The following is a 19,019-nucleotide window of genomic DNA, read 5'->3' as shown; positions in this document are numbered from 1 at the left end:
CGTGCCGCGGACGTCGTTGTCGGCCGACGCGGTGCGGGCGGTCACCGCACGGCTGTCCGATGTGGAGCCGCACCCGCCGGCGGGCAGGCAGCCGGTGCACACCTGCTACGTGCCCGCCGACCGGGTGACGTCGTCCACGCCGGGCGACTGGGGTGCGCAAGCGCTTGCGGCGCTGGACGCGCACGCGCCGGGCGGCTTGGCCGACGTGCTCGACCTGACACCGGACGTGGCGGAGGTCGTGCACGGTCGGGTGCGGGCGAAGCTCGGCGTCGAACCGGTGGAGGACCTCCGCGTCGACTTCGAGGACGGCTACGGGGTCCGGTCCGACGAGGACGAGGACTCCGACGCCGAGCGCACCGCGCTCGTGGTGCGGGACTGGGTGCGGGACGGCGTGGCACCGCCGAGGTTCGGGCTGCGGATGAAGTCGTTCGACACCAGGGCGTTGCGCGAGCGCGGCATCCGGACGCTGGACGTCTTCCTCACCGCGTTGGGCGGCGCGCCCGAGGGCTTCGTGATCACGTTCCCGAAGGTCACCTCCGTGGCGCAGGTGGAGGTGCTCGGCGACGTGCTGGACCTGTTCGGGCTGCCGCTGCGGTTCGAGATCCAGGTCGAGACGACCCGGTCGATCGTGGACCCGCAGGGCAGGCTGGCCCTGCCTCGGTTCATCGAGGCGGGCCGAGGGCGGGTCAGCGGCCTGCACTTCGGCACGTACGACTACACGGCGGGCTGCGGCCTGGGTGCGGCGCACCAGCACCTGGCGCACGGCGCGTGCGACTTCGCCCGCAACGTCATGCAGGTCTCGGCGGCGGGCACCGGCGTCGCGCTGTCCGACGGCTCCACCAACGTGCTGCCGGTCGGCGACCACGTGCACGAGGGCTGGCGCACGCACTACCGGCTGGTGCGGCGGTCGTTGGCGCACGGCTTCTACCAGGGCTGGGACCTGCACCCCGCGCAGCTGGTGACCAGGTACGCGGCGGTGCACGCGTTCTACCTGGAAGGCGTGGAGGCGGACGCGCGCCGGCTGCGGGCGTACGTGGAACGGGCGGGCGGTTCGGTGCTGGACGAGCCCGCGACCGCTCAGGCGCTGTCCACGTCGTTCCTGCGTGCCTTGGACTGCGGTGCCCTGGACGTGGACGAGATCCACCGCGCGACGGGACTCAGCGTGACCGATCTTCAGGCACTAGCTAGAAGGGAGTGATCACGGCATCGCTTGATGGGGTGATTCTCCAACCGGCGAGCGGCCGGACCGTGCGACACCGGCCAGGGTGTGTGCATGACCATGCGGGCCGGCTTGTGGACCGGGCTGCCGGACCTGGAGCGGGCGGAGTTCCGCTACCAGGTGGTGGCGTGCGCGGCGGACGTGGACGTGCTCATCGCCGCCTTGGCGCGGCCCGAGTGCAATGACGGGATGCTGGAGCACTTCGGCCGCGCGCCCGACGCCGAAGGGGAGAGCGACCACAACCTGGTGCTGGCCGTGCGCGGCCGGTGGGGCTACCTCAACTACGTGGACGACGAGTTCACCGGCTGGCCGAAGGGCGAACCGGACGCGCCGTACGTGGACGAGACCTACACCGACTTCCCGCCGGGAGTGGGCGTACCGCTGACGACCTACCGCGAGATCTTGGTGGAGTTCATGTCCACCGCCCGCCGGCCGACCGTCGTGGACTGGTACGAGGAGGCCGACCTGTTCCACGAGTGGCGGTTGCAGCGGATGGCCCTGCACCGGAAGTGACGGGCAGCCAGGAGTGACCGTGCTCCCCGGCCCGGGAGCACGGTCGGCGCCACTCAGAACGACGGCAGCGTGTACCAGGCGGACCCGGCGTCCTCGGCGTCGTCCCGCAGCACGGACCCCTCGATGAGCCCGTACGGCCGGTCGGCGGCGTAGAACACCTCGTTGTCGTTCTCCAGCCCGAACGGCGAGAGGTCGACCGCGAAGTGGTGCTTGTTCGGCATCGACAGCCGCACCTCGGCCACCTCGGGCCGGGCCCGCAGGACCGCCTCGCCCATGGCGTACAGCGTCTGCTGCAACGACAGGCTGTGCTTGGCCGCGAACGTGGTCAGCAGCAGCCGCCGGATCGCGGTGAAGCTCTCCGCCCAGTCGATCCCGGTGCCCTGGTACCGCCACCGCGCGGTCACCGACGTGGCCAGGATCCGGTCGTCGGTCTCCTTCAACGTCGTGTACTCGTCGCGCGGGAAACCGTGGAACTCCGACCCGGTCGACTTCAGCACGACCACGTCGCGCACGCCCGACACCACCCACGCGCGCTCGCCGTCGACGGTCACGGCGGTCGTGCGCTTCTCGTTGCCGCCTTGCACGAACGAGTGGTCGTGGCCCTCGATGCGCTCCCACGAGTGCTCGTTGACGAGCACGCGGGCCCCGCTGATCGCCTCCTGTGACGAGACGAAGTGCCGGCCGAGGCGCAGGGCGAAGTCCTCGATCTCACCGACCGGGGACTGCTTGGCGAACGCGTAGACGGTGTTCTTCTGCGTGTCGGTCGCCAGCACCTTCGCGTTGTCGCCGGTGAGGTGGGTGTCCGCCAGGTCGCCGCGCAGGGAGGTGCTGACCGTGAGGTCCCTGATCGTGTGCACGGCGCCGTCGCGGGTCACCGTGACGAGGCGGTTCTCCGCCTTCCCGTACTGGTTCGGCCCCAGGACGATGGCCATCGGTCAGCTCCCTCGGTAGGTCGTGAAGGCGAACGGGCTCAACAGGATCGGCACGTGCAGGTGCTTCGGGTCGCCGGTAACCCGGAACGTCACGGTGATCTCCGGGTAGAACGGCGTGTCGACGAGGAAGACCAGCCGGTGCACGCCGGGCGACAGCTCCGCCGCGAACCGCAGCCTGCCGTCGTCGTCGGTGACGCCGTCGGCCAGCACCGCGCCGTCGCGCTCCAACCGGACCGGCACGCCGACGCGCGGCCGACCGGCCTCGGCGTCCAGCACGTGGGTGGACAGCGACACCGTCATGCCAGCACCTTCCTCAGCCGCAGCGCCGCGATCTTCGCCAGCTCCCGGTTCACCACGCGCAGTTCCACGTCCGGTGGGTTGGCCATCCGGGCGACGAGGTCCTCCAGCATCCGCTCGCCGCTCAACCCGGTCGCGCACACCAGGTAGATGTGCCCGAACCGGTCCTCGTAGGCGGCGTTGGCGGCGAGCAGCCGGTCGGCGAGCGGCGCCGTGACGCCGGACTGCTCGTCGGCCGACCACTTCGCCGACGCACCGCCTCCCGGGGCGCTCTCGCCGATGCGGGGGTGACCCGCGATGGCGCCGTGGACCTCTTCGTCGCTCAGGTCCGCGTGCCGGTCGGACGCGGCGAGGAGGGCGTCCACGTCGGCGTACGGGCGGCCGGCCAGCAGCGCGTCGACCCAGCGCGGCACCGTGAGGCATTCGGAGAGCAGGGGGCGGAGCTCAGCCGCCGGCGCGGAGTTGAACCCTTCCAGATCGGGCACAGAAGCTTTCCTTTTCTGTATCGCGGAATCTCTTTTCCGCAGAGGGGGACGCTACGAGCGCCCTCGAAGCGTGTCAACAGTCTTGCGCGAGGCCTGGAGACCTGCTTTGTTGCTGGACGTACCGGGCGGTGTGCCGGTCGCATCGCCGCCGACCGGCTGGGAGAGTGACGGCCATGGACCTGGTGCTGCGCGCTGCCCGAGTGATCACCCCCGATGGTGAACGCCGTGCCGACGTCGGCGTCGAAGGCGGTCGGATCGTCGCCGTGGCCGACCGGCTGGACGCCGGGACCGTCGTGGAGTTGGCCGACGACGAGGTGCTGCTCCCCGGCCTGGTCGACACGCACGTGCACGTGAACGACCCGGGCCGCAGCGACTGGGAGGGCTTCGCGAGCGCCACCAGGGCGGCGGCGGCCGGCGGCGTCACCACGATCGTCGACATGCCGCTCAACAGCCTGCCGCCGACCACCACGGTCGCGGCGCTGGAGGCCAAGCGGGAGGCGGCGCGGGACCAGGCGCACGTCGACGTCGGGTTCTGGGGCGGCATCGTGCCGTCCAACCTCGACGACCTGCCCGGGCTGCACGACGCGGGCGTGTTCGGCTTCAAGTGCTTCCTGATCCACTCGGGCGTGGACGAGTTCCCGCACGTCACCGAGGGTGAGCTGCGCGCCGCGCTGGCCCGGCTGCGCTCGCGCGACGCCCTCACGATCGTGCACGCCGAGGACCCTCACGAGGTCACCGAGCCCGGTCCCGACTACCGCGCGTTCCTCGACTCCCGGCCGCACCGGGCCGAGTCGCACGCCGTCGCCGCGGTGGTGGACCTGGCCAACGAGACCAGGGCCAGATTGCACGTGCTGCACCTGTCCAGCGCCGAGGCCGTGCGGCAGGTGAGGACCGCCAAGGAACTCGGCCTGCGGCTCACCGCCGAGACCTGCCCGCACTACCTGACCTTCACCGCGGAGGAGATCGGCGACACGGCGACGGAGTTCAAGTGCTGCCCGCCGATCCGCGACGCGGCCAACCGCGAGCAGCTGTGGCGCGCGTTGGGCGACGGCCTGATCGACCTGGTCGTCACCGACCACTCGCCGTGCACGCCGGAGCTGAAGCAGGGCGACTTCGCCACCGCCTGGGGCGGGATCGCGAGCCTGCAACTGGGTCTGCCCGCGGTGTGGACCCAGGCCAGGCAGCGCGGTCACGGGCTGACCGACGTGGTCCGGTGGATGGCCACCCGGCCCGCCGACCTGGTCGGGCTGACCACCAAGGGGCGCATCGCACCCGGCGCGGACGCGGACTTCTGCGTGTTCGCCCCGGACGACGCGTTCGTGGTGGACCGCGCCGCGTTGCACCACCGCAACCCCGTCACGCCCTACCACGGCCGTCCGCTGGCGGGCGTGGTGCGCCGCACGTGGCTGCGCGGGCAGCCGATCGACGACCGACCACGTGGGCGGTTGCTGACCCGGACCTGAGTTGCCGACCCGGGCCTGGGACGACCTCGGCGGAGCCGAGCGTGGGACGACCTCGGCGGGAGCCGAGCACCGAGCGGAGGAGACGCATGACCGAGGCCCCCGAGTGGACCCGCCTGCCCGACCTGGCCTGCCGCTCGGTGGGCGGCGGCGTGGTGTGGGCCAACGACGAGTCGTTCGCCGAGCGCGAGAACCTGATCCGCAAGCCCGAGCCGGAGTACCGGACCTACACGTTCGGCCACAAGGGCCAGCTCTACGACGGGTGGGAGACCCGCCGCCGGCGTGAGGGCGGCGAGGACCGCGCGATCGTCCGCCTCGGTCTGCCGGGCGTGATCAGGGGCGTGGTGGTCGACACCGCGTTCTTCAAGGGCAACTACCCGCCGTTCGCGTCGGTCGAGGCCACCTCCGCCGAGGGCTACCCGGCGCCCGACGAGCTGACCGGCTGGGAGACCGTGGTGCCCAGGTCGCCGCTCGAAGGCGACCGCAAGCACTACTTCGAGGTCTCCGCCCACCGCCGGTACACCCACGTGCGGCTGACCATCTACCCGGACGGCGGCGTGGCCCGGCTGCGCGTGTTCGGCAACCCGGTGGCCGATCCCGACCTGATCGTGCCCGACGCGCTGGACCTGGCCGCGGTGGAGAACGGCGCGTCGATCACCGGGTGCAGCAACAGGTTCTACAGCGACCCGGGCAACCTGATCGCGCCCGGTCAGGCCACGCTCATGGGCGAGGGCTGGGAGACCGCGCGCAGGCGCGACGACGGCAACGACTGGGTGGAGGTCGAACTGGCCGCGCCCGGCGTCATCCGGCTCGCCGAACTGGACACCAGCCACTTCAAGGGCAACGCGCCGGGCTGGGCGTCGATCCGGGGCCGCGACGCGCGCACCGGCGCGGAGTTCGACGTGCTGCCCCGCACCCGCTTGCAGCCCGACACCCGGCACCGCTTCCGCGTCGAGCAGACCGCCGAGACCACCCACGCGCGGCTCGACATCTACCCGGACGGCGGGATGGCACGGCTGCGGCTGTTCGGCCGATTGACCGCCGACGGTCTCAGGGTAATCACCCAGCGCTACCAGGACTTGCGCTGACATGGGGAAAAGTTGTCAGCCCATGGGCTGATTGCGGCTAAGACTTCAGTCGGTTGTGGCGTGTTCAACCGCCCTGGAAACCTGCGGAAACCCGATTGGGTGAACAGGAACTAGGGAGGAACCTGTGCGACCGATCACCAGGGCGCTCGGCGGAGTGGTCACCGCCCTCGCGCTCGTCACGGGGACGACGTCGTTGGCGTCGGCCGAAACAGAGCCGCAGGCGCAGGGCCACGCGCGCATCGACTGGAAACCGTGTCCGGAACTGGCCGAGGTGGAGTGCGGCACGCTGAGCCTGCCCATCGACTGGGCGAACCCGCGCGGCGAGAGGTTCGACCTCGCCGTGGCCCGCCGCAAGGCCACCGACCCGGCCAAGCGGATCGGCGTCATGGTCATAAACCCGGGCGGCCCCGGCGGCTCGGGCGTGAACTTCGCGCTGGGGGCGGACGGCTACTTCAGCCCCGAGGTCCAGCAGCGCTTCGACATCATCGGCTTCGACCCGCGTGGCGTGGCGCGCAGCCAACCGGTGCAGTGCTCGCTCGACCTGCTGCGCGCACAACCGTCCCTCTACCCGACCGACCAGCGGGAGTTCGACGCCCTCGCCGCGTACAACCGCGAGCTGGCGGCCGACTGCCGCGAGCACAGCGGCCCGATCTTCGACCACGCCGACACCGGCGCGGTCGTCAAGGACATCGACGCGCTGCGCAAGGCCCTCGGCGAGCGCAAGATCAACTACTACGGCGTCTCCTACGGCACGCTCATCGGCCAGCAGTACGCCGAGGAGTTCGGGCGCGACATCCGCGCCATGGTGATCGACTCCAACATGGACCACAGCCTCGGCACGCGGCGGTTCAACGAGACGGAGGCCGAGACCGCCGAGGACTCGTTCCGCGAGTTCGTGAAGTGGTGCGACCGCGCCGAGTCGTGCGCCCTGCACGGCCAGGACGTGGCGGAGGTGTGGGACGACCTGCTGGCCCGCGCCGACCGGGGCGAGATCGTCGACCCGCTCGACCCGAGCCGCAAGGTGCCCGCCGACGACATCATCGGCAACGCGTTCGGCGCGTTCTACGGCCCGGACTGGCAGCGGCTGTCGGAGTGGCTGGTGGAGCTCGGCGCGGGCACGGCGGCGCCGGCACCGGTCGCGTTCGCGGCGGAGACCGCCCGCAACCCGTTCGCGGCGGTGTTCTGCCAGGACTGGGCGATCCGGGTGCGCGACCACCGCGAGTTCTCCGCCCTGGTCGACCGGGCCCGGCAGATCGCGCCGCACATGCGCGGCTCGGCGCTCGGGCACACCGCGATGGCGGGCTGCGTCGGCCTGCCGGAGAAGGTGAACAACCCGCAGCACCGGCTCAGGATCGAGCACGCGCCGAAGATCCTCATGATGAACGCGCTGCACGACCCCGCGACCGGCTACGAGTGGGCGGCCAACGCCCACCGGCAGAGCCGCGACACCACGGTCCTGCTGACCTACGAGGGCTGGGGCCACGGCGTCTACGACCGCAGCGACTGCACGCGTCGTGCGACGGACGACTACCTGGTCAGCCTGAAGACCCCGCGCCCGGGCGCCCGGTGCGCGGCCGTGGAGCCCGCGCCGCAGTCGGTCGCGACGCTCGACGCGAAGCCCCTCCCGGCAGGCCCGACCCCGGCCATCCCGGGCTGGCTGGGCTAACGCGGCCGGAGGACCGCCTCCGCCACCCGGCGGAGGCGGTCCCGGCCGGTCTGGCAGGCTCGACCGCGGTACAGGGCGACGAACCGGGGCACGTCCCGCCGCGGCACGCCGGAGCCGAGGTGGCCGACCGGTGCGGCAGACGTCCCGAGTCGGTGACCGAGCGTCGTCGGGGCGCTGCGCAGGATCACACGAACCACCGCAAAGACGAGACCCGCTCGCACGGTCCGTCACCGCGAAATCCGCCGCCGCCCGTGCTGATTGCGGGCGGAACTGCTTGCTTCAAGTCGACGAAACGTGCCCGTAACACCAGGGCCCGGACAGTTCACCTCCGCGAAACCTGAGGCGCAACCGCGCGAAACAGGACATCTCGATGCTCCCTGCAACCGACGTGCAGTGGAGGTCGACGTGGATACAGGGGACACCGCCTGGGTGCTCACCAGTGCCGCACTGGTGCTGTTGATGACGCCGGGACTTGCCTTCTTCTACGGGGGCATGGTCCGGTCGAAGAGTGTGCTCAACATGATGATGATGAGCCTGGGCGCAATCGCCGTGGTCGGTGTGCTCTGGGTGTTGGTCGGCTATTCCACGGCGTTCGGCACCGATGTCGGCGCCGGTCTGCTCGGCAAGCCGTTCGAGTTCTTCGGCCTGGACGGCCTGCTCGGCAAGGAGTCGGCGTTCGGGACCATCCCGACCACCGTCTTCGTCGCCTTCCAGGCGATGTTCGCCATCATCACGGTGGCGCTGATCTCGGGTGCGATCGCCGACCGCGCCCGCTTCGGGCCGTGGCTGCTGTTCGCGGGCCTGTGGGCCCTGCTGGTGTACTTCCCGGTCGCGCACTGGGTGTTCGACTTCGACGGCAAGGACGCTGACGGCAACGTCATCGACCCGGGCGGCTGGATCGCCAACAAGCTGCTCGCCATCGACTTCGCGGGCGGCACGGCGGTGCACATCAACGCCGGTGCGGCGGGCCTCGCGCTGGCGCTCGTCCTCGGCAAGCGCGTCGGTTGGCCGAAGGACCGGATGAAGCCGCACAGCCTGCCGCTGGTCGTGCTCGGCGCCGGTCTGCTGTGGTTCGGCTGGTTCGGCTTCAACGCGGGCTCCGCCGTCGCCGCGAACGGCACCGCGGGCGTCGCGTTCATCAACACCCTGGTCGCCACCTGCGCCGCGATGCTCGCCTGGCTGGTCGTGGAACGCGTCCGCGACGGCAACGCCACCACGCTCGGCGCCGCGTCCGGCATCGTCGCGGGTCTGGTCGCCATCACCCCGGCGTGCTCCGCGGTCACCCCGGTCGGCGCCATCGCGATCGGCGCGATCACCGGCGCGCTGTGCGCCCTGGCAGTCAGCTTGAAGTACCGCTTCGGCTTCGACGACTCGCTCGACGTGGTCGGCGTGCACCTGGTGGGCGGACTCTCCGGCACCATCCTGATCGGCTTCTTCGCCAGCTCCTCCGCCCCGGCGGGCATCGACGGCCTCTTCTACGGTGGCGGCGTGGACCAGCTGTGGCGACAGGCCGTCGGCGCCCTCGCCGTGCTCGCCTACTCCTTCGTGCTCAGCCTCATCCTCGGTTACCTGGTCAAGATCACCGTCGGCTTCCGCGCCGACGAGGAGGCCGAGGTCGCCGGCATCGACGAGGCCGAGCACGCGGAGACGGCGTACGAGTTCGGTGGCGGCATCGGCGCCCGTGGCAGCAGCAAGCCCAGTGTCGCCGCCGGCGCCACTGCGGTTCTCGAGGGGAGCAACAAGTCATGAAGTTGGTCACCGCGATCATCAAGCCCTTCACCCTGGACGACGTGAAGGCATCCCTGGAGCAGCTGGGCGTGCTGGGCATGACCGTCAGCGAGGTCCAGGGGTACGGCAGGCAGAAGGGCCACACCGAGGTCTACCGCGGCGCCGAGTACGCCGTGGACTTCGTGCCCAAGCTGCGCATCGAGGTCCTGATCGACGACGCCGCCGTGGAGAAGGTCCTCGACGCCGTCGTGGAGGCCGCCCGCACCGGCAAGATCGGTGACGGCAAGGTCTGGGTGACCCCGGTCGACACGGTCATCCGGGTCCGCACCGGGGAGCGCGGCTCGGATGCCCTATAGGGATCCGAAGTAGGAATGGGAGACGGCCGTATGGATAACGCCGAGACGGCCGTCGTCACGGCTGACGACCTGGTGCGAGCACGCGATCGGCTGCTCGCGCCAGGTCGGCGCCGTTTGACGGGGGAGTCGCTGCGCGAGGCGCTGGTGGACCTGCACGAGTTCTGGCTCACCGCGCACGCCTCGCAGGCGGGCGTCGGCGGACCGGGCAGCGGGGTCGCGCTGGTCGCCGTGGGGGGTTTGGGCAGGCGCGAGCTGGTGCCCTATTCCGATCTGGACCTGCTCTTGGTGCACAACGGGCACAAGGGCGTGGACGCGATCGCCGAGAAGCTCTGGTACCCGCTGTGGAACTCCGGCATCGGCCTGGACCACTCGGTGCGCACGGTCGGCGAGGCGCTGCGCGTCGCCGCCGGTGACCTGCGCACCGCGTTGGGGCTGCTGGACATCCGCCACATCGCGGGCGACCAGGAGATCAGCCAGCGGCTGGCCGACAGCGCCCGTCAGGCGTGGCGCACGGGGGTGCGCACGAGGCTGGACGAGATGGCCGAGTCGGCGTCGCGGCGCTGGGCGCGCAGCGGCGAGATCGCGCACCGCGTCGAGCCCGACCTCAAGCACGGCCGTGGCGGGCTGCGGGACGTGACGCTGCTGGACGCGCTGAGCGCGGCGCAGCTGACCGACCGGCCGTCCGCCGAGGTCAACGAGGCGCGCAAGCTGCTGCTGGACGTGCGCACGGAGCTGCGCCGGGTGGCGGGCAAGCCGCGCGACGTGCTCCGTGCGCAGGACGGCGACGAGGTCGCCACCGCGCTGGGCCTGCAGGACCGCTTCACGCTGGCCCGCTCGATGTCGTCGGCCGCGCGCACGATCGTCTACGCGGTGGACGTGGCCATGCGCACGGCGCGGGCCGCGGTGCCCAAGCGCGGACTGGGCGTGTTCGCCCGCTCCCCGCTCAGGCGCACGCCCGCGCGGCGGCCGCTGGACGAGGGTGTCGTGCTGCACGGCTCCGAGGTGGCGTTGGCGCGTGACGCGACGCCGAGCCGTGACCCGGCCCTGCTGCTGCGGGTCGCCACGGCCGCCGCCCGCAGCAAGCACCCGATCGCACCGGGCACGTTGGCCAAGCTCGCCGACTCGGCCCCGGAGCTGCGGCAACCGTGGCCGAGGGAGGCCCGCGACGAGCTGCTGGCCCTGCTGGGCACCGGCACGGGCCTGATCGACGTGGTCGAGGCGCTGGACCGCACCGGCCTGTGGGGCAGGCTCTTCCCGGAGTGGGGCGCGGTGCGCGACCTGCCGCCCCGCGACGCCGCGCACACCTGGACCGTCGACCGCCACCTGGTGCAGGCCACCGCGCACGCGGCCCGCCTGGTCACCAGGGTGTCCCGGCCGGACCTGCTGCTGCTCGGCACCCTGGTGCACGACATCGGCAAGGGCAGGCAGGCCGACCACTCGGAGGTCGGCGCGGCGATCACCACGCAGATCGCCGAACGGCTCGGCCTGTGGCCGCAGGACGTGGCCACGCTCACCGCGCTGGTGCGTCACCACCTCCTGCTCCCGCACACGGCCACCCGCCGTGACGTGGAGGACGAGGCCACCGTGCGCCGCGTGGTGGACACCCTCGGCGGCGACCCGGTGCTGTTGGAGCTGCTCTACGCGCTGGCCGAGGCCGACGCGGTGGCCACCGGGCCGGGCGTGTGGTCGGACTGGAAGGCCTCGCTGATCAGCGACCTGGTCGCGCGCTGCCGCACCGCGATGGCGGGCGACCCGCTGCCCAAGCCGGAGCCGCTGGACCAGCGCCAGCAGGACCTCGCCCGGACCGTGCTGGCCAGCGGCAAACCGGACGTGCTGATCGACCGGGCCGACCACACGGCCACCATCACGGTGGTCGCGCCCGACCGGCCGGGACTGCTGTCGCGGGCCGCCGGGGTGCTCGCGCTCAACTCCCTCGAAGTGCACGCCGCCACCCTGCGTTCCCACGACGACCCCTCTCTCGGGGTGGCGGCGGTCGACGTGTTCACCGTCTCGCCCAGGTTCGGCTCGCTGCCGGACGTGACCCTGTTGCGCGAACAGCTCACCAGGGCCGTGGACGGCTCCCTCGCGCTGGCCGACAAGCTCGCCGCGAAGGAGCGCGACTACGGCGGCCCGCCGCAGGACCCGCCACCGCCGAAGGTGCTGTGGTTCGACGACGAGTCGACCGGCGCGGTGGTGCTGGAGCTGCGCGCGGCGGACCGGATCGGGCTGCTGCACCACGTCGCCGACGCCCTTGAGCAGTCCGGTGTGGACATCGTGTGGGCGCGGGTGTCCACATTGGGCTCCACGGTGGTGGACTCGTTCGCCCTCACGGTTCCCGACGGCATGAGCGTCGACCAGCGCCGGATCGAACGGGCCGTGCTGCTGGCCGCCCGGTGACGGCGCCGGGACTTGCGTAGGTCTACGCACAACCGATCGCGGGTGCTCACGCTGCCCGCGGACCCCGTGCCAAGGCAAGCTTTGAGCCGTGGCACGGGGGGCTCGCCAGGGGAGGGGGCGAGCCGGGGGGAACCTCGCCACGGGGGGAGGCGGGAGCGGCCCATCGAGGGGTTGGGCCGCTCCCGATCACGCCGGAACTCGTGCTCGCCCGGAACGTCTCTTTAGTATGGATGCGATGACCGCTGTCGCCGTGAGGCCGCGCTCGCTGGTCGTGCTGGCCGGACTGCCGGGAGCGGGTAAGTCGACGCTGCTCGCCGCCGCCGACACGGGTGGCGCGCCCGCCGTCGTGCTGGATTCCGACCAGGTGCGGACCAAGCTCCGGACCCTCTTCCCGAAAGCCCTGCCGTACCGCCTCTACCGCCCGTTGGTGCACCTGGTGCACCGCGCCCGCATCCTGTGGTTCGCGATCACCGCGGGCGGCCTGCTGCTGGTGCACGAGCCGTCCACCCGCCCGACCACCCGGGCCGGCCTGGTCGCGGTCGGCGTGCTGACCAACCGGCCGAGGCACTTCCTGTGGCTGGACGCGAGCCCGGAGGAAGCGCTGTCCGGCCAGGTCACGCGGGGCAGGCTGATCCGGTCCCGGTCGTTCGCCCGGCACGTGCGCCGCGCGGCCCGGCTGCGCGCCCGCTTCACCGCGGGGGTGCCACCGCGCGGCTGGCAGGGCCTGACCCTGCTGACCCGCCGGGACCACCTGCGGCTGTCCGTGACGTCGGCGTGAACGGCTACCCTAAGAACCGAGAACCCACCGACGACGTGCGAGGTCTGGCGGCAACGTGTTCAACACCCTTTCCGACCGGCTCACCTCGGTCCTGCAGAACCTGCGGGGCAAGGGGCGGCTGTCCGAGGCCGACATCGACGCGACCGCGCGCGAGATCCGGGTCGCGCTGCTGGAGGCCGACGTCGCGCTGCCCGTGGTGCGGACGTTCATCGCGAAGGTCAAGGAGCGCGCCAAGGGCGCCGAGGTCAGCCAGGCCCTGAACCCGGCCCAGCAGGTCGTCAAGATCGTCAACGAGGAACTGGTCAACATCCTCGGCGGGGAGACCCGCAGGCTCAACCTGGCCAAGAACCCGCCCAGCGTGATCATGCTCGCGGGTCTGCAGGGCGCCGGTAAGACCACCCTGGCGGGCAAGCTCGCCAAGTGGCTCAAGGGCCAGGGCCACACGCCGATCCTGGTGGCCTGCGACCTCCAGCGGCCCAACGCGGTGACCCAGCTCCAGGTGGTCGGCGAGCGCGCGGGCGTGCCCGTGTTCGCACCCGAGCCCGGCAACGGCGTCGGCGACCCGGTCGACGTGGCCCGCAAGGGCATCGAGGAGGCCAAGCGGGCCCAGCACGACATCGTGCTGGTCGACACCGCGGGCCGCCTCGGCGTCGACGAGGAGATGATGCGCCAGGCCGTCGACATCCGTGCCGCCGTGCAGCCCGACGAGGTGCTGTTCGTGGTCGACGCGATGATCGGCCAGGACGCGGTGAACACCGCGACCGCGTTCTCCGAGGGCGTCGGCTTCACCGGCGTGGTGCTCACCAAGCTCGACGGCGACGCCCGCGGTGGCGCCGCGCTCAGCGTCCGCGAGGTCACCGGCCAACCCATCCTGTTCGCCTCGAACGGGGAGAAGCTGGAGGACTTCGACGTCTTCCACCCGGACCGGATGGCGAGCCGGATCCTGGGCATGGGCGACATGCTCACCCTGATCGAGCAGGCCGAGCAGGCGTTCGACGCCGACCAGGCCGAGGCCGCCGCGGTCAAGATGGGGTCCGGCCAGCTCACGCTGGAGGACTTCCTGGAGCAGATGCTCGCGCTGCGCAAGATGGGCCCGATCGCGAACCTGCTCGGCATGCTGCCCGGCGCGGGCCAGATGAAGGACCAGCTGGCCAACCTGGACGAGAAGCACCTCGACCGGGTGCAGGCGATCATCCGCGGCATGACCCCGGCCGAACGCGACGACCCGAAGATCATCAACGCGTCCCGCCGGCTGCGCATCGCCAACGGCTCGGGCGTCAAGGTCAGCGACGTGAACGACCTGGTCAACCGGTTCTTCGAAGCCCGCAAGATGATGAGCCAGATGGCCGGCCGCTTCGGCCTGCCGGGCGCGGGCGGCAAGAACAACCGCAAGGGCAAGGGGAAGAAGGGCAAGAAGGGCAAGGGCCGCGGCCCGACGCCGCCGAAGGTGCGCGGCGGGTTCCCCGGCATGCCCGGCATGCCCGGCATGCCCGGCATGCCGCCCCAGGGCGGCGGGCACGAGCTGCCGCCCGGCATCGGTGGCCTCGACCAGCTCCCACCCGGCTTCGACCCGTCGAAGCTGAAGTTCGGCAAGTGACCGGCCTGCACCTGCGGGGTGTGGTGCTGCCCGACGGCGGCGACCCGCAGGACGTCTGGGTGGTCAACGGCCGGATCCGCACCCGGCCGGTGCCCGGCGCGACCACCGTCAGCACCGGTGGCTACCTGGTGCCCGGCCTGGTCGACGCGCACTGCCACGTCGGTCTGGGCGCCAAGGGCGCGGTCGACCTGCCCGAGGCGGTCGACCAGGCCCTCGCCGACCGGCGGGCGGGCACGCTGCTCATCCGCGACTGCGGCTCGCCGGTGGACACCCGCCCGTTGCAGGAGCGGCTGGACCTGCCGCGGATCATCCGCGCGGGCAGGCACCTGGCCAGGCCCAAGCGGTACATCAAGTACCTGGGCGTGGAGATCGAGGACCCGGCCGACCTGCCGTCCGCCGTGGCCGAGCAGGTCGCCGCCGGCGACGGCTGGGTCAAGCTGGTCGGCGACTGGATCGACCGCGGCACGGGCGACCTCGCGCCGCTGTGGACCGAGGACGTGCTCACCGAGGCGATCAAGGTCGCGCACGAGAACAAGGCCAGGGTCACCGCGCACGTGTTCGGCGAAGACGCCCTGCCCGCCCTGCTCAACGCGGGTATCGACTGCATCGAGCACGGCACGGGCCTGACCGACGACACGATCGCGCAGATGGCCCGCACGGGGACCGCGCTCGTGCCGACGTTGATCAACATCGAGAACTTCCCGTCCATCGCGGCCGGCGCGGAGAAGTACCCGGTCTACCAGGGGCACATGCGCGAGCTGTACGCGCGCAACACCGGGACCATCGCCAAGGCCGTCGAGGCGGGCGTGCCGGTGTTCGCGGGCACGGACGCGGGCGGCGGCATCGAGCACGGCCGGATCGTGGACGAGATCAAGGCCCTCCACGGGGTCGGCATGACGGCCACCCAGGCCCTCGGCGCGGCCTCCTGGGCCGCCCGCGAGTGGCTCGGCTTCCCGTCTCTGACCGAGGGCGCGGCGGCCGACATCGTGGTCTACGACACCGACCCGCGCGAAGACCTCGACGCCCTGCGCCACCCCGCGCTGGTCATGCTGCGCGGCCGGATCCACGCCTGACCGCCGCCGGGACCATGCCTGGTCGTTGCGGCATCCACGCCTGCCCGTCGCCGGGACCAGGCCTGGCCGTTGCGGCATTCGCGCCTGACCGCCGCCGAAGGCAGGCTTGACCGTTGCTGCATCCGCGCCGGCCCATCGTCGGATCCGCGCCCGCCCGTCGCCGGGAGCACCCCTGACGGCCGCCGCCCACGACCCGGTCGGCGGTAGGAAATCCGTGGTGGGGACGCGTGGCGAGGAGTTCTTCCGCCACCCGAGGTCATCGCTGCCGCCGTCAGGGTGATCTTGAACCGGCTCGGGCGGCACTCCGCCCCGCCAGACCACTACGTTCGGACGAGTGGAGGAACAGCGGGACCGGGACACCGGCCGGGCGCACTGGGGCTTCCTCGCGTTCTTCACCGGCCTGGGCGGCTACCACCTCGCCATCCTCGTCTTCACCGCCGCGACCGCCGACCGCTTCGCCGAGGTGGACATCACCGACCCGCCGGTCCTCGGCCCGCTCCTGCTGCTGGTCTTCCTGCCCAACGTCCTGCTCGGCCTCGGCCCCGTCGTCATCTCCTGGCGCCGGGGCGACGGGCCCGCCAAGGACTTCGGCCTGGTCCCCACCGCCCGTGACCTCAAGGTGGGCCTGGCCGCGGGCGGCGCGGCGCTGCTGGCCGCCTGGCTGCTCGGCGCGCTGCTGCTGCGCATCAACCCGGACCGGTCCAGCTCGCTGGACGAGATCGAGGCCCTGGCCGGCGGCCGCACGATCTGGCTGGCCGCGGCGGCGCTGTTCGTCTTCCTCGGCGCGCCGCTGACCGAGGAACTCCTCACCAGGGGAGCCCTGTGGCAAGCACTCGCCCACTACCGGATCCCCCGGATCGCCATCCTCGCCCTCACCGCCCTCGTCTTCGCGTTCCTGCACGAGGAGAGCTGGCGGGTGCTCAGCCTGTTCGCCCAGGGGCTCGCCATCGGCGCGGCCCGCATGATCACCGGCCGGGTTGCCTCCAGCGTGGTGGCCCACGCGACCAACAACCTGCTGCCGGCCGTCTACCTCTACACCGGCTGACTAGGGTGGATGGTTGTGACAAGACCGGATGAGCCGCCGCCAGGCCTGATCGCGAGCGTCCGCGCGGTCGGCCGGGAGCCGGAAGTGGTGCAGGCCGGCCAGCGGTGGGGCTTCGGCGCGTTCCTGCTGGTAGAAGCGGTTTTCATTCTCAGTGCGGTGTTCATCACCGCGGTGGCCCGCACGTCGGGCACGGACATCGGCTCCTCGGTGACGTTCATCCTGATCGGCTCGATGGTCCCGACGGTGCTGGCCGCGGGCGTCGCGATCGCGGTCACCTACCTGCGCGGCAACGGCCCGTTCCGGGACCTGCGGCTCGCCTGGGACTGGGCGGACGTCAAGATCGGCCTCAAGCTGGGCGCGCTCGGGCTGGTGCTGACCTACGTGGCCGCGGTCATCTGGTCGGAGTTCGTCGGCGACGACAACGCCACCTCCGCGATCGGCGAGCTCGTGGACGGCGCGGGGCTGCCCCTGGCCGCCGCCCTCGCGATGTTCCTCTACGTGTGCTTCCTCGGCCCGGTGTGCGAGGAGATCATCTACCGCGGCCTGCTGTGGGGCGCGATCGAGCGCCAGCGCTGGAGCCGGTGGGCGGCGTTCGTGCTGACCACCGTCATCTTCGCGGCCAGCCACCTGGAACCGCTGCGGACGTCGCTGCTCATCGTCATCGCGCTGCCCATCGGCATCGCCCGCCTCATCACGCGCCGGCTCACCGCGAGCGTGGTGGCGCACGTGATCAACAACTTCCTGCCCGGCCTGACCCTCCTGCTCGTCTCGATCGGGGTGATGCCGGCGTGAGCGCGGGCGTGATCGACCTCAACAGCGACCTCGGCGAGGGCTTCGGCATCTGGCGCCTGGGCGACGACGAAGCCCTGCTCGGCATCGTGACCAGCGCGAACGTGGCCTGCGGCTTCCACGCCGGCGACCCGTCGACCATGCGCCGGGTGTGCCGGCAGGCCGCCGCCGCCGGTGTGGCGGTCGGCGCCCAGGTCTCCTACCGCGACCTGGCCGGCTTCGGCCGCCGCTTCATCGACGTCGACCCGTCCGAGTTGGCCGACGAGGTCCTGTACCAGATCGGTGCGCTCGACGCGTGCGCCCGGGCGGCCGGGACCGGGGTCGAGTACGTCAAGCCGCACGGCGCGCTCTACAACGCCACCGTGCACCACGACCGGCAGGCGCAGGCCGTGGTGGACGGGGTCAAGGCGTTCGGCGACCTGCCCGTCCTCGGGCTGCCCGGCTCACGCCTGCTCCACCGCGCCGAACGGGCGGGGCTGCGCCCGGTCCGGGAGGCGTTCGCCGACCGCGCGTACACCCCGGACGGCACCCTCGTGCCGCGCACCCGGCCGGACGCCGTCCTGACCAGCACGGACGCCGTGCTCGCCCAGGTGCTCAGGCTCGCCGAACGCGGTGAACTGGTCGCCGCGGACGGCGCCGTGCTCAAGGTGGAAGTCGACTCGATCTGCCTGCACGGCGACACACCGGGCGCGGTCGAGCACGCGACGAAGGTCCGCGCCGCGCTGGCGGACGCGGGCGTCGCGGTGGCCCGATTCGTCTCGGGGTAGACCTGTCTGGCAGAATGGTTGGTTGTTCGCCGAGGTCGGTCCCTCTCACCGTGCCATGGCGCCCCAGACATCTGGGCTTTCTCCACCCGTGCCCCACTCGGGTGAGGACTGCCCGCACCTGAGCACACAGAGCACGAGGAGCACCCACACCCGTGGCCGTCAAGATCAAGCTTCAGCGGCTTGGCAAGATCCGTCAGCCGTACTACCGGATCGTCGTCGCCGACGCCCGCGTCCGCCGCAGCGGCAAGGCCATCGAGACGATCGGCAAGTACCACCCGAAGGAAGAGCCGTCGTTCATCGCGGTGGACAGCGACCGCGCGCAGTACTGGCTGGGTGTCGGCGCGCAGCCGACCGAGTCGGTGCAGCGCCTGCTGGAGATCACCGGTGACTGGCAGAAGTTCAAGGGCCTCCCGGGCGCCGAGGGCACGCTGAAGGTCAAGGAGCCCAAGACCAGCAAGGCGGAGCTGTTCGCCGCCGCGCTGGCCGCCGCGGGCGACGCGCCGACCACCGAGGCGACGACCCCGAAGAAGAAGTCGGCCAAGAAGGTCGCCGACGCCGAGCCCGCCGCCGAGGCTCCCAAGGACGAGGCGTGAGCTTGTTGGCTGACGCTCTCGAACACCTCGTTCGGGGCATCGTCGACCACCCGGACGACGTCCGGGTGAACCTGGTCACGACCCGGCGTGGTCGCACGCTCGAGGTGCACGTCCACCCGGACGACCTCGGCAAGGTGATCGGCCGCAGCGGCCGCACCGCGACCGCCCTGCGCACCGTGATGGCGGGCATCGGCGGTCGTGGCGTTCGCGTCGACGTGGTCGACACCGACCGCTGA

The 19,019-nt window shown here is 71.8% G+C and carries 19 protein-coding genes; 16 read left to right on the top strand and 3 right to left on the bottom strand.

From position 1 onward, the window contains the following. Position 1: 1 nt before the first annotated feature. Together AB0K14_RS16060 and AB0K14_RS16055 are read left to right on the top strand one after the other, a co-directional pair. Positions 2-1,198, top strand: a complete 1,197-nt coding sequence (locus AB0K14_RS16060; RefSeq protein WP_360447207.1) for an aldolase — start codon at positions 2-4, stop codon at positions 1,196-1,198. A 75-nt stretch (positions 1,199-1,273) separates the two neighbouring features. Continuing rightward, on the top strand, positions 1,274-1,732 hold the full coding sequence (locus AB0K14_RS16055) for an Imm1 family immunity protein (RefSeq protein WP_360447209.1): 459 nt from the start codon (positions 1,274-1,276) through the stop codon (positions 1,730-1,732). 53 nt (positions 1,733-1,785) lie between these two features. Here AB0K14_RS16055 and pucL read toward each other — a convergent pair whose 3' ends face one another. Genes pucL through uraD form a run of 3 tightly spaced genes read right to left on the bottom strand, consistent with a single transcriptional unit; the run spans position 1,786 to position 3,446 of the window. Next, positions 1,786-2,664, bottom strand: coding sequence for a factor-independent urate hydroxylase (pucL, locus tag AB0K14_RS16050; protein WP_360447211.1), 879 nt, complete (start codon positions 2,662-2,664; stop codon positions 1,786-1,788). Positions 2,665-2,667: 3 nt separating this feature from the next. Beyond that, positions 2,668-2,958, bottom strand: a complete 291-nt coding sequence (locus AB0K14_RS16045; protein ID WP_360447597.1) for a hydroxyisourate hydrolase — start codon at positions 2,956-2,958, stop codon at positions 2,668-2,670. 2 nt (positions 2,959-2,960) lie between these two features. Next, positions 2,961-3,446 (bottom strand): 2-oxo-4-hydroxy-4-carboxy-5-ureidoimidazoline decarboxylase, encoded by a 486-nt coding sequence (gene uraD, locus AB0K14_RS16040; RefSeq protein ID WP_360447213.1) that lies wholly within the window; start codon positions 3,444-3,446, stop codon positions 2,961-2,963. 173 nt (positions 3,447-3,619) lie between these two features. Between uraD and allB the strand changes: the two genes are divergently transcribed. The 14 genes from allB to AB0K14_RS15970 all read left to right on the top strand — a co-directional run bounded on the left by allB (position 3,620) and on the right by AB0K14_RS15970 (position 19,019). Next, entirely contained in the window at positions 3,620-4,909 is a 1,290-nt protein-coding gene (gene allB / locus AB0K14_RS16035; protein ID WP_360447215.1) for an allantoinase AllB, read from the top strand. Positions 4,910-4,995: 86 nt separating this feature from the next. Further along, positions 4,996-5,994 (top strand): allantoicase, encoded by a 999-nt coding sequence (gene alc / locus AB0K14_RS16030; RefSeq protein ID WP_360447217.1) that lies wholly within the window; start codon positions 4,996-4,998, stop codon positions 5,992-5,994. Positions 5,995-6,118: 124 nt separating this feature from the next. Next, positions 6,119-7,660, top strand: a complete 1,542-nt coding sequence (locus tag AB0K14_RS16025) for an alpha/beta hydrolase (protein WP_360447219.1) — start codon at positions 6,119-6,121, stop codon at positions 7,658-7,660. 405 nt (positions 7,661-8,065) lie between these two features. Next, the gene (locus AB0K14_RS16020; protein WP_360447221.1) at positions 8,066-9,409 is read left to right on the top strand and encodes an ammonium transporter; all 1,344 of its coding nucleotides are present in this window, start codon (positions 8,066-8,068) and stop codon (positions 9,407-9,409) included. Beyond that, positions 9,406-9,744 carry a P-II family nitrogen regulator gene (locus AB0K14_RS16015; RefSeq protein WP_123745943.1) on the top strand — a complete coding sequence of 113 codons (339 nt, stop codon included), beginning with the start codon at positions 9,406-9,408 and terminating at the stop codon, positions 9,742-9,744. Before AB0K14_RS16020 ends, AB0K14_RS16015 begins: the two co-directional genes overlap by 4 nt. 30 nt (positions 9,745-9,774) lie before the next feature. Continuing rightward, positions 9,775-12,141, top strand: a complete 2,367-nt coding sequence (locus AB0K14_RS16010) for a [protein-PII] uridylyltransferase (protein WP_360447223.1) — start codon at positions 9,775-9,777, stop codon at positions 12,139-12,141. Positions 12,142-12,376: 235 nt separating this feature from the next. Then, positions 12,377-12,919: an AAA family ATPase gene (locus tag AB0K14_RS16005; RefSeq protein WP_360447225.1), complete on the top strand. Its 543-nt coding sequence runs from the start codon at positions 12,377-12,379 to the stop codon at positions 12,917-12,919. A 55-nt stretch (positions 12,920-12,974) separates the two neighbouring features. Further along, positions 12,975-14,516, top strand: coding sequence for a signal recognition particle protein (gene ffh / locus AB0K14_RS16000; protein ID WP_360447227.1), 1,542 nt, complete (start codon positions 12,975-12,977; stop codon positions 14,514-14,516). After that, a complete protein-coding gene (locus AB0K14_RS15995; RefSeq protein WP_360447229.1) occupies positions 14,513-15,589 on the top strand; it encodes an amidohydrolase family protein in 1,077 nt (358 codons plus the stop codon). The genes ffh and AB0K14_RS15995 overlap by 4 nt, the downstream gene beginning before the upstream one ends. 334 nt (positions 15,590-15,923) lie before the next feature. After that, on the top strand, positions 15,924-16,634 hold the full coding sequence (locus AB0K14_RS15990) for a CPBP family intramembrane glutamic endopeptidase (protein WP_360447231.1): 711 nt from the start codon (positions 15,924-15,926) through the stop codon (positions 16,632-16,634). Between the two features lie 15 nt (positions 16,635-16,649). After that, positions 16,650-17,426 carry a type II CAAX endopeptidase family protein gene (locus tag AB0K14_RS15985; RefSeq protein WP_360447233.1) on the top strand — a complete coding sequence of 259 codons (777 nt, stop codon included), beginning with the start codon at positions 16,650-16,652 and terminating at the stop codon, positions 17,424-17,426. Continuing rightward, entirely contained in the window at positions 17,423-18,190 is a 768-nt protein-coding gene (locus AB0K14_RS15980; RefSeq protein WP_360447235.1) for a 5-oxoprolinase subunit PxpA, read from the top strand. Before AB0K14_RS15985 ends, AB0K14_RS15980 begins: the two co-directional genes overlap by 4 nt. 152 nt (positions 18,191-18,342) lie before the next feature. Next, the gene (gene rpsP, locus AB0K14_RS15975) at positions 18,343-18,783 is read left to right on the top strand and encodes a 30S ribosomal protein S16 (RefSeq protein WP_360447237.1); all 441 of its coding nucleotides are present in this window, start codon (positions 18,343-18,345) and stop codon (positions 18,781-18,783) included. Continuing rightward, positions 18,780-19,019: an RNA-binding protein gene (locus AB0K14_RS15970; protein ID WP_015104447.1), complete on the top strand. Its 240-nt coding sequence runs from the start codon at positions 18,780-18,782 to the stop codon at positions 19,017-19,019. The genes rpsP and AB0K14_RS15970 overlap by 4 nt, the downstream gene beginning before the upstream one ends.

The sequence above is a fragment of the Actinosynnema sp. NPDC050801 genome, assembly GCF_040673975.1.
GTDB lineage: Bacteria > Actinomycetota > Actinomycetes > Mycobacteriales > Pseudonocardiaceae > Actinosynnema.
Note: the sequence above shows the minus strand (reverse complement) of the source record. Positions and strands in the feature narration are given on the sequence as shown.

Excerpts from the sequence above, each read along its gene's own strand:
- AB0K14_RS16055 (WP_360447209.1), top strand. The coding sequence starts at position 1,274 with ATGACCATGCGGGCCGGCTTGTGGACCGGGCTGCCGGACCTGGAGCGG.
- pucL (WP_360447211.1), bottom strand. The coding sequence starts at position 2,664 with ATGGCCATCGTCCTGGGGCCGAACCAGTACGGGAAGGCGGAGAACCGC.
- allB (WP_360447215.1), top strand. The coding sequence starts at position 3,620 with ATGGACCTGGTGCTGCGCGCTGCCCGAGTGATCACCCCCGATGGTGAA.
- alc (WP_360447217.1), top strand. The coding sequence starts at position 4,996 with ATGACCGAGGCCCCCGAGTGGACCCGCCTGCCCGACCTGGCCTGCCGC.
- AB0K14_RS16015 (WP_123745943.1), top strand. The coding sequence starts at position 9,406 with ATGAAGTTGGTCACCGCGATCATCAAGCCCTTCACCCTGGACGACGTG.
- AB0K14_RS16010 (WP_360447223.1), top strand. The coding sequence starts at position 9,775 with ATGGATAACGCCGAGACGGCCGTCGTCACGGCTGACGACCTGGTGCGA.
- AB0K14_RS16005 (WP_360447225.1), top strand. The coding sequence starts at position 12,377 with ATGACCGCTGTCGCCGTGAGGCCGCGCTCGCTGGTCGTGCTGGCCGGA.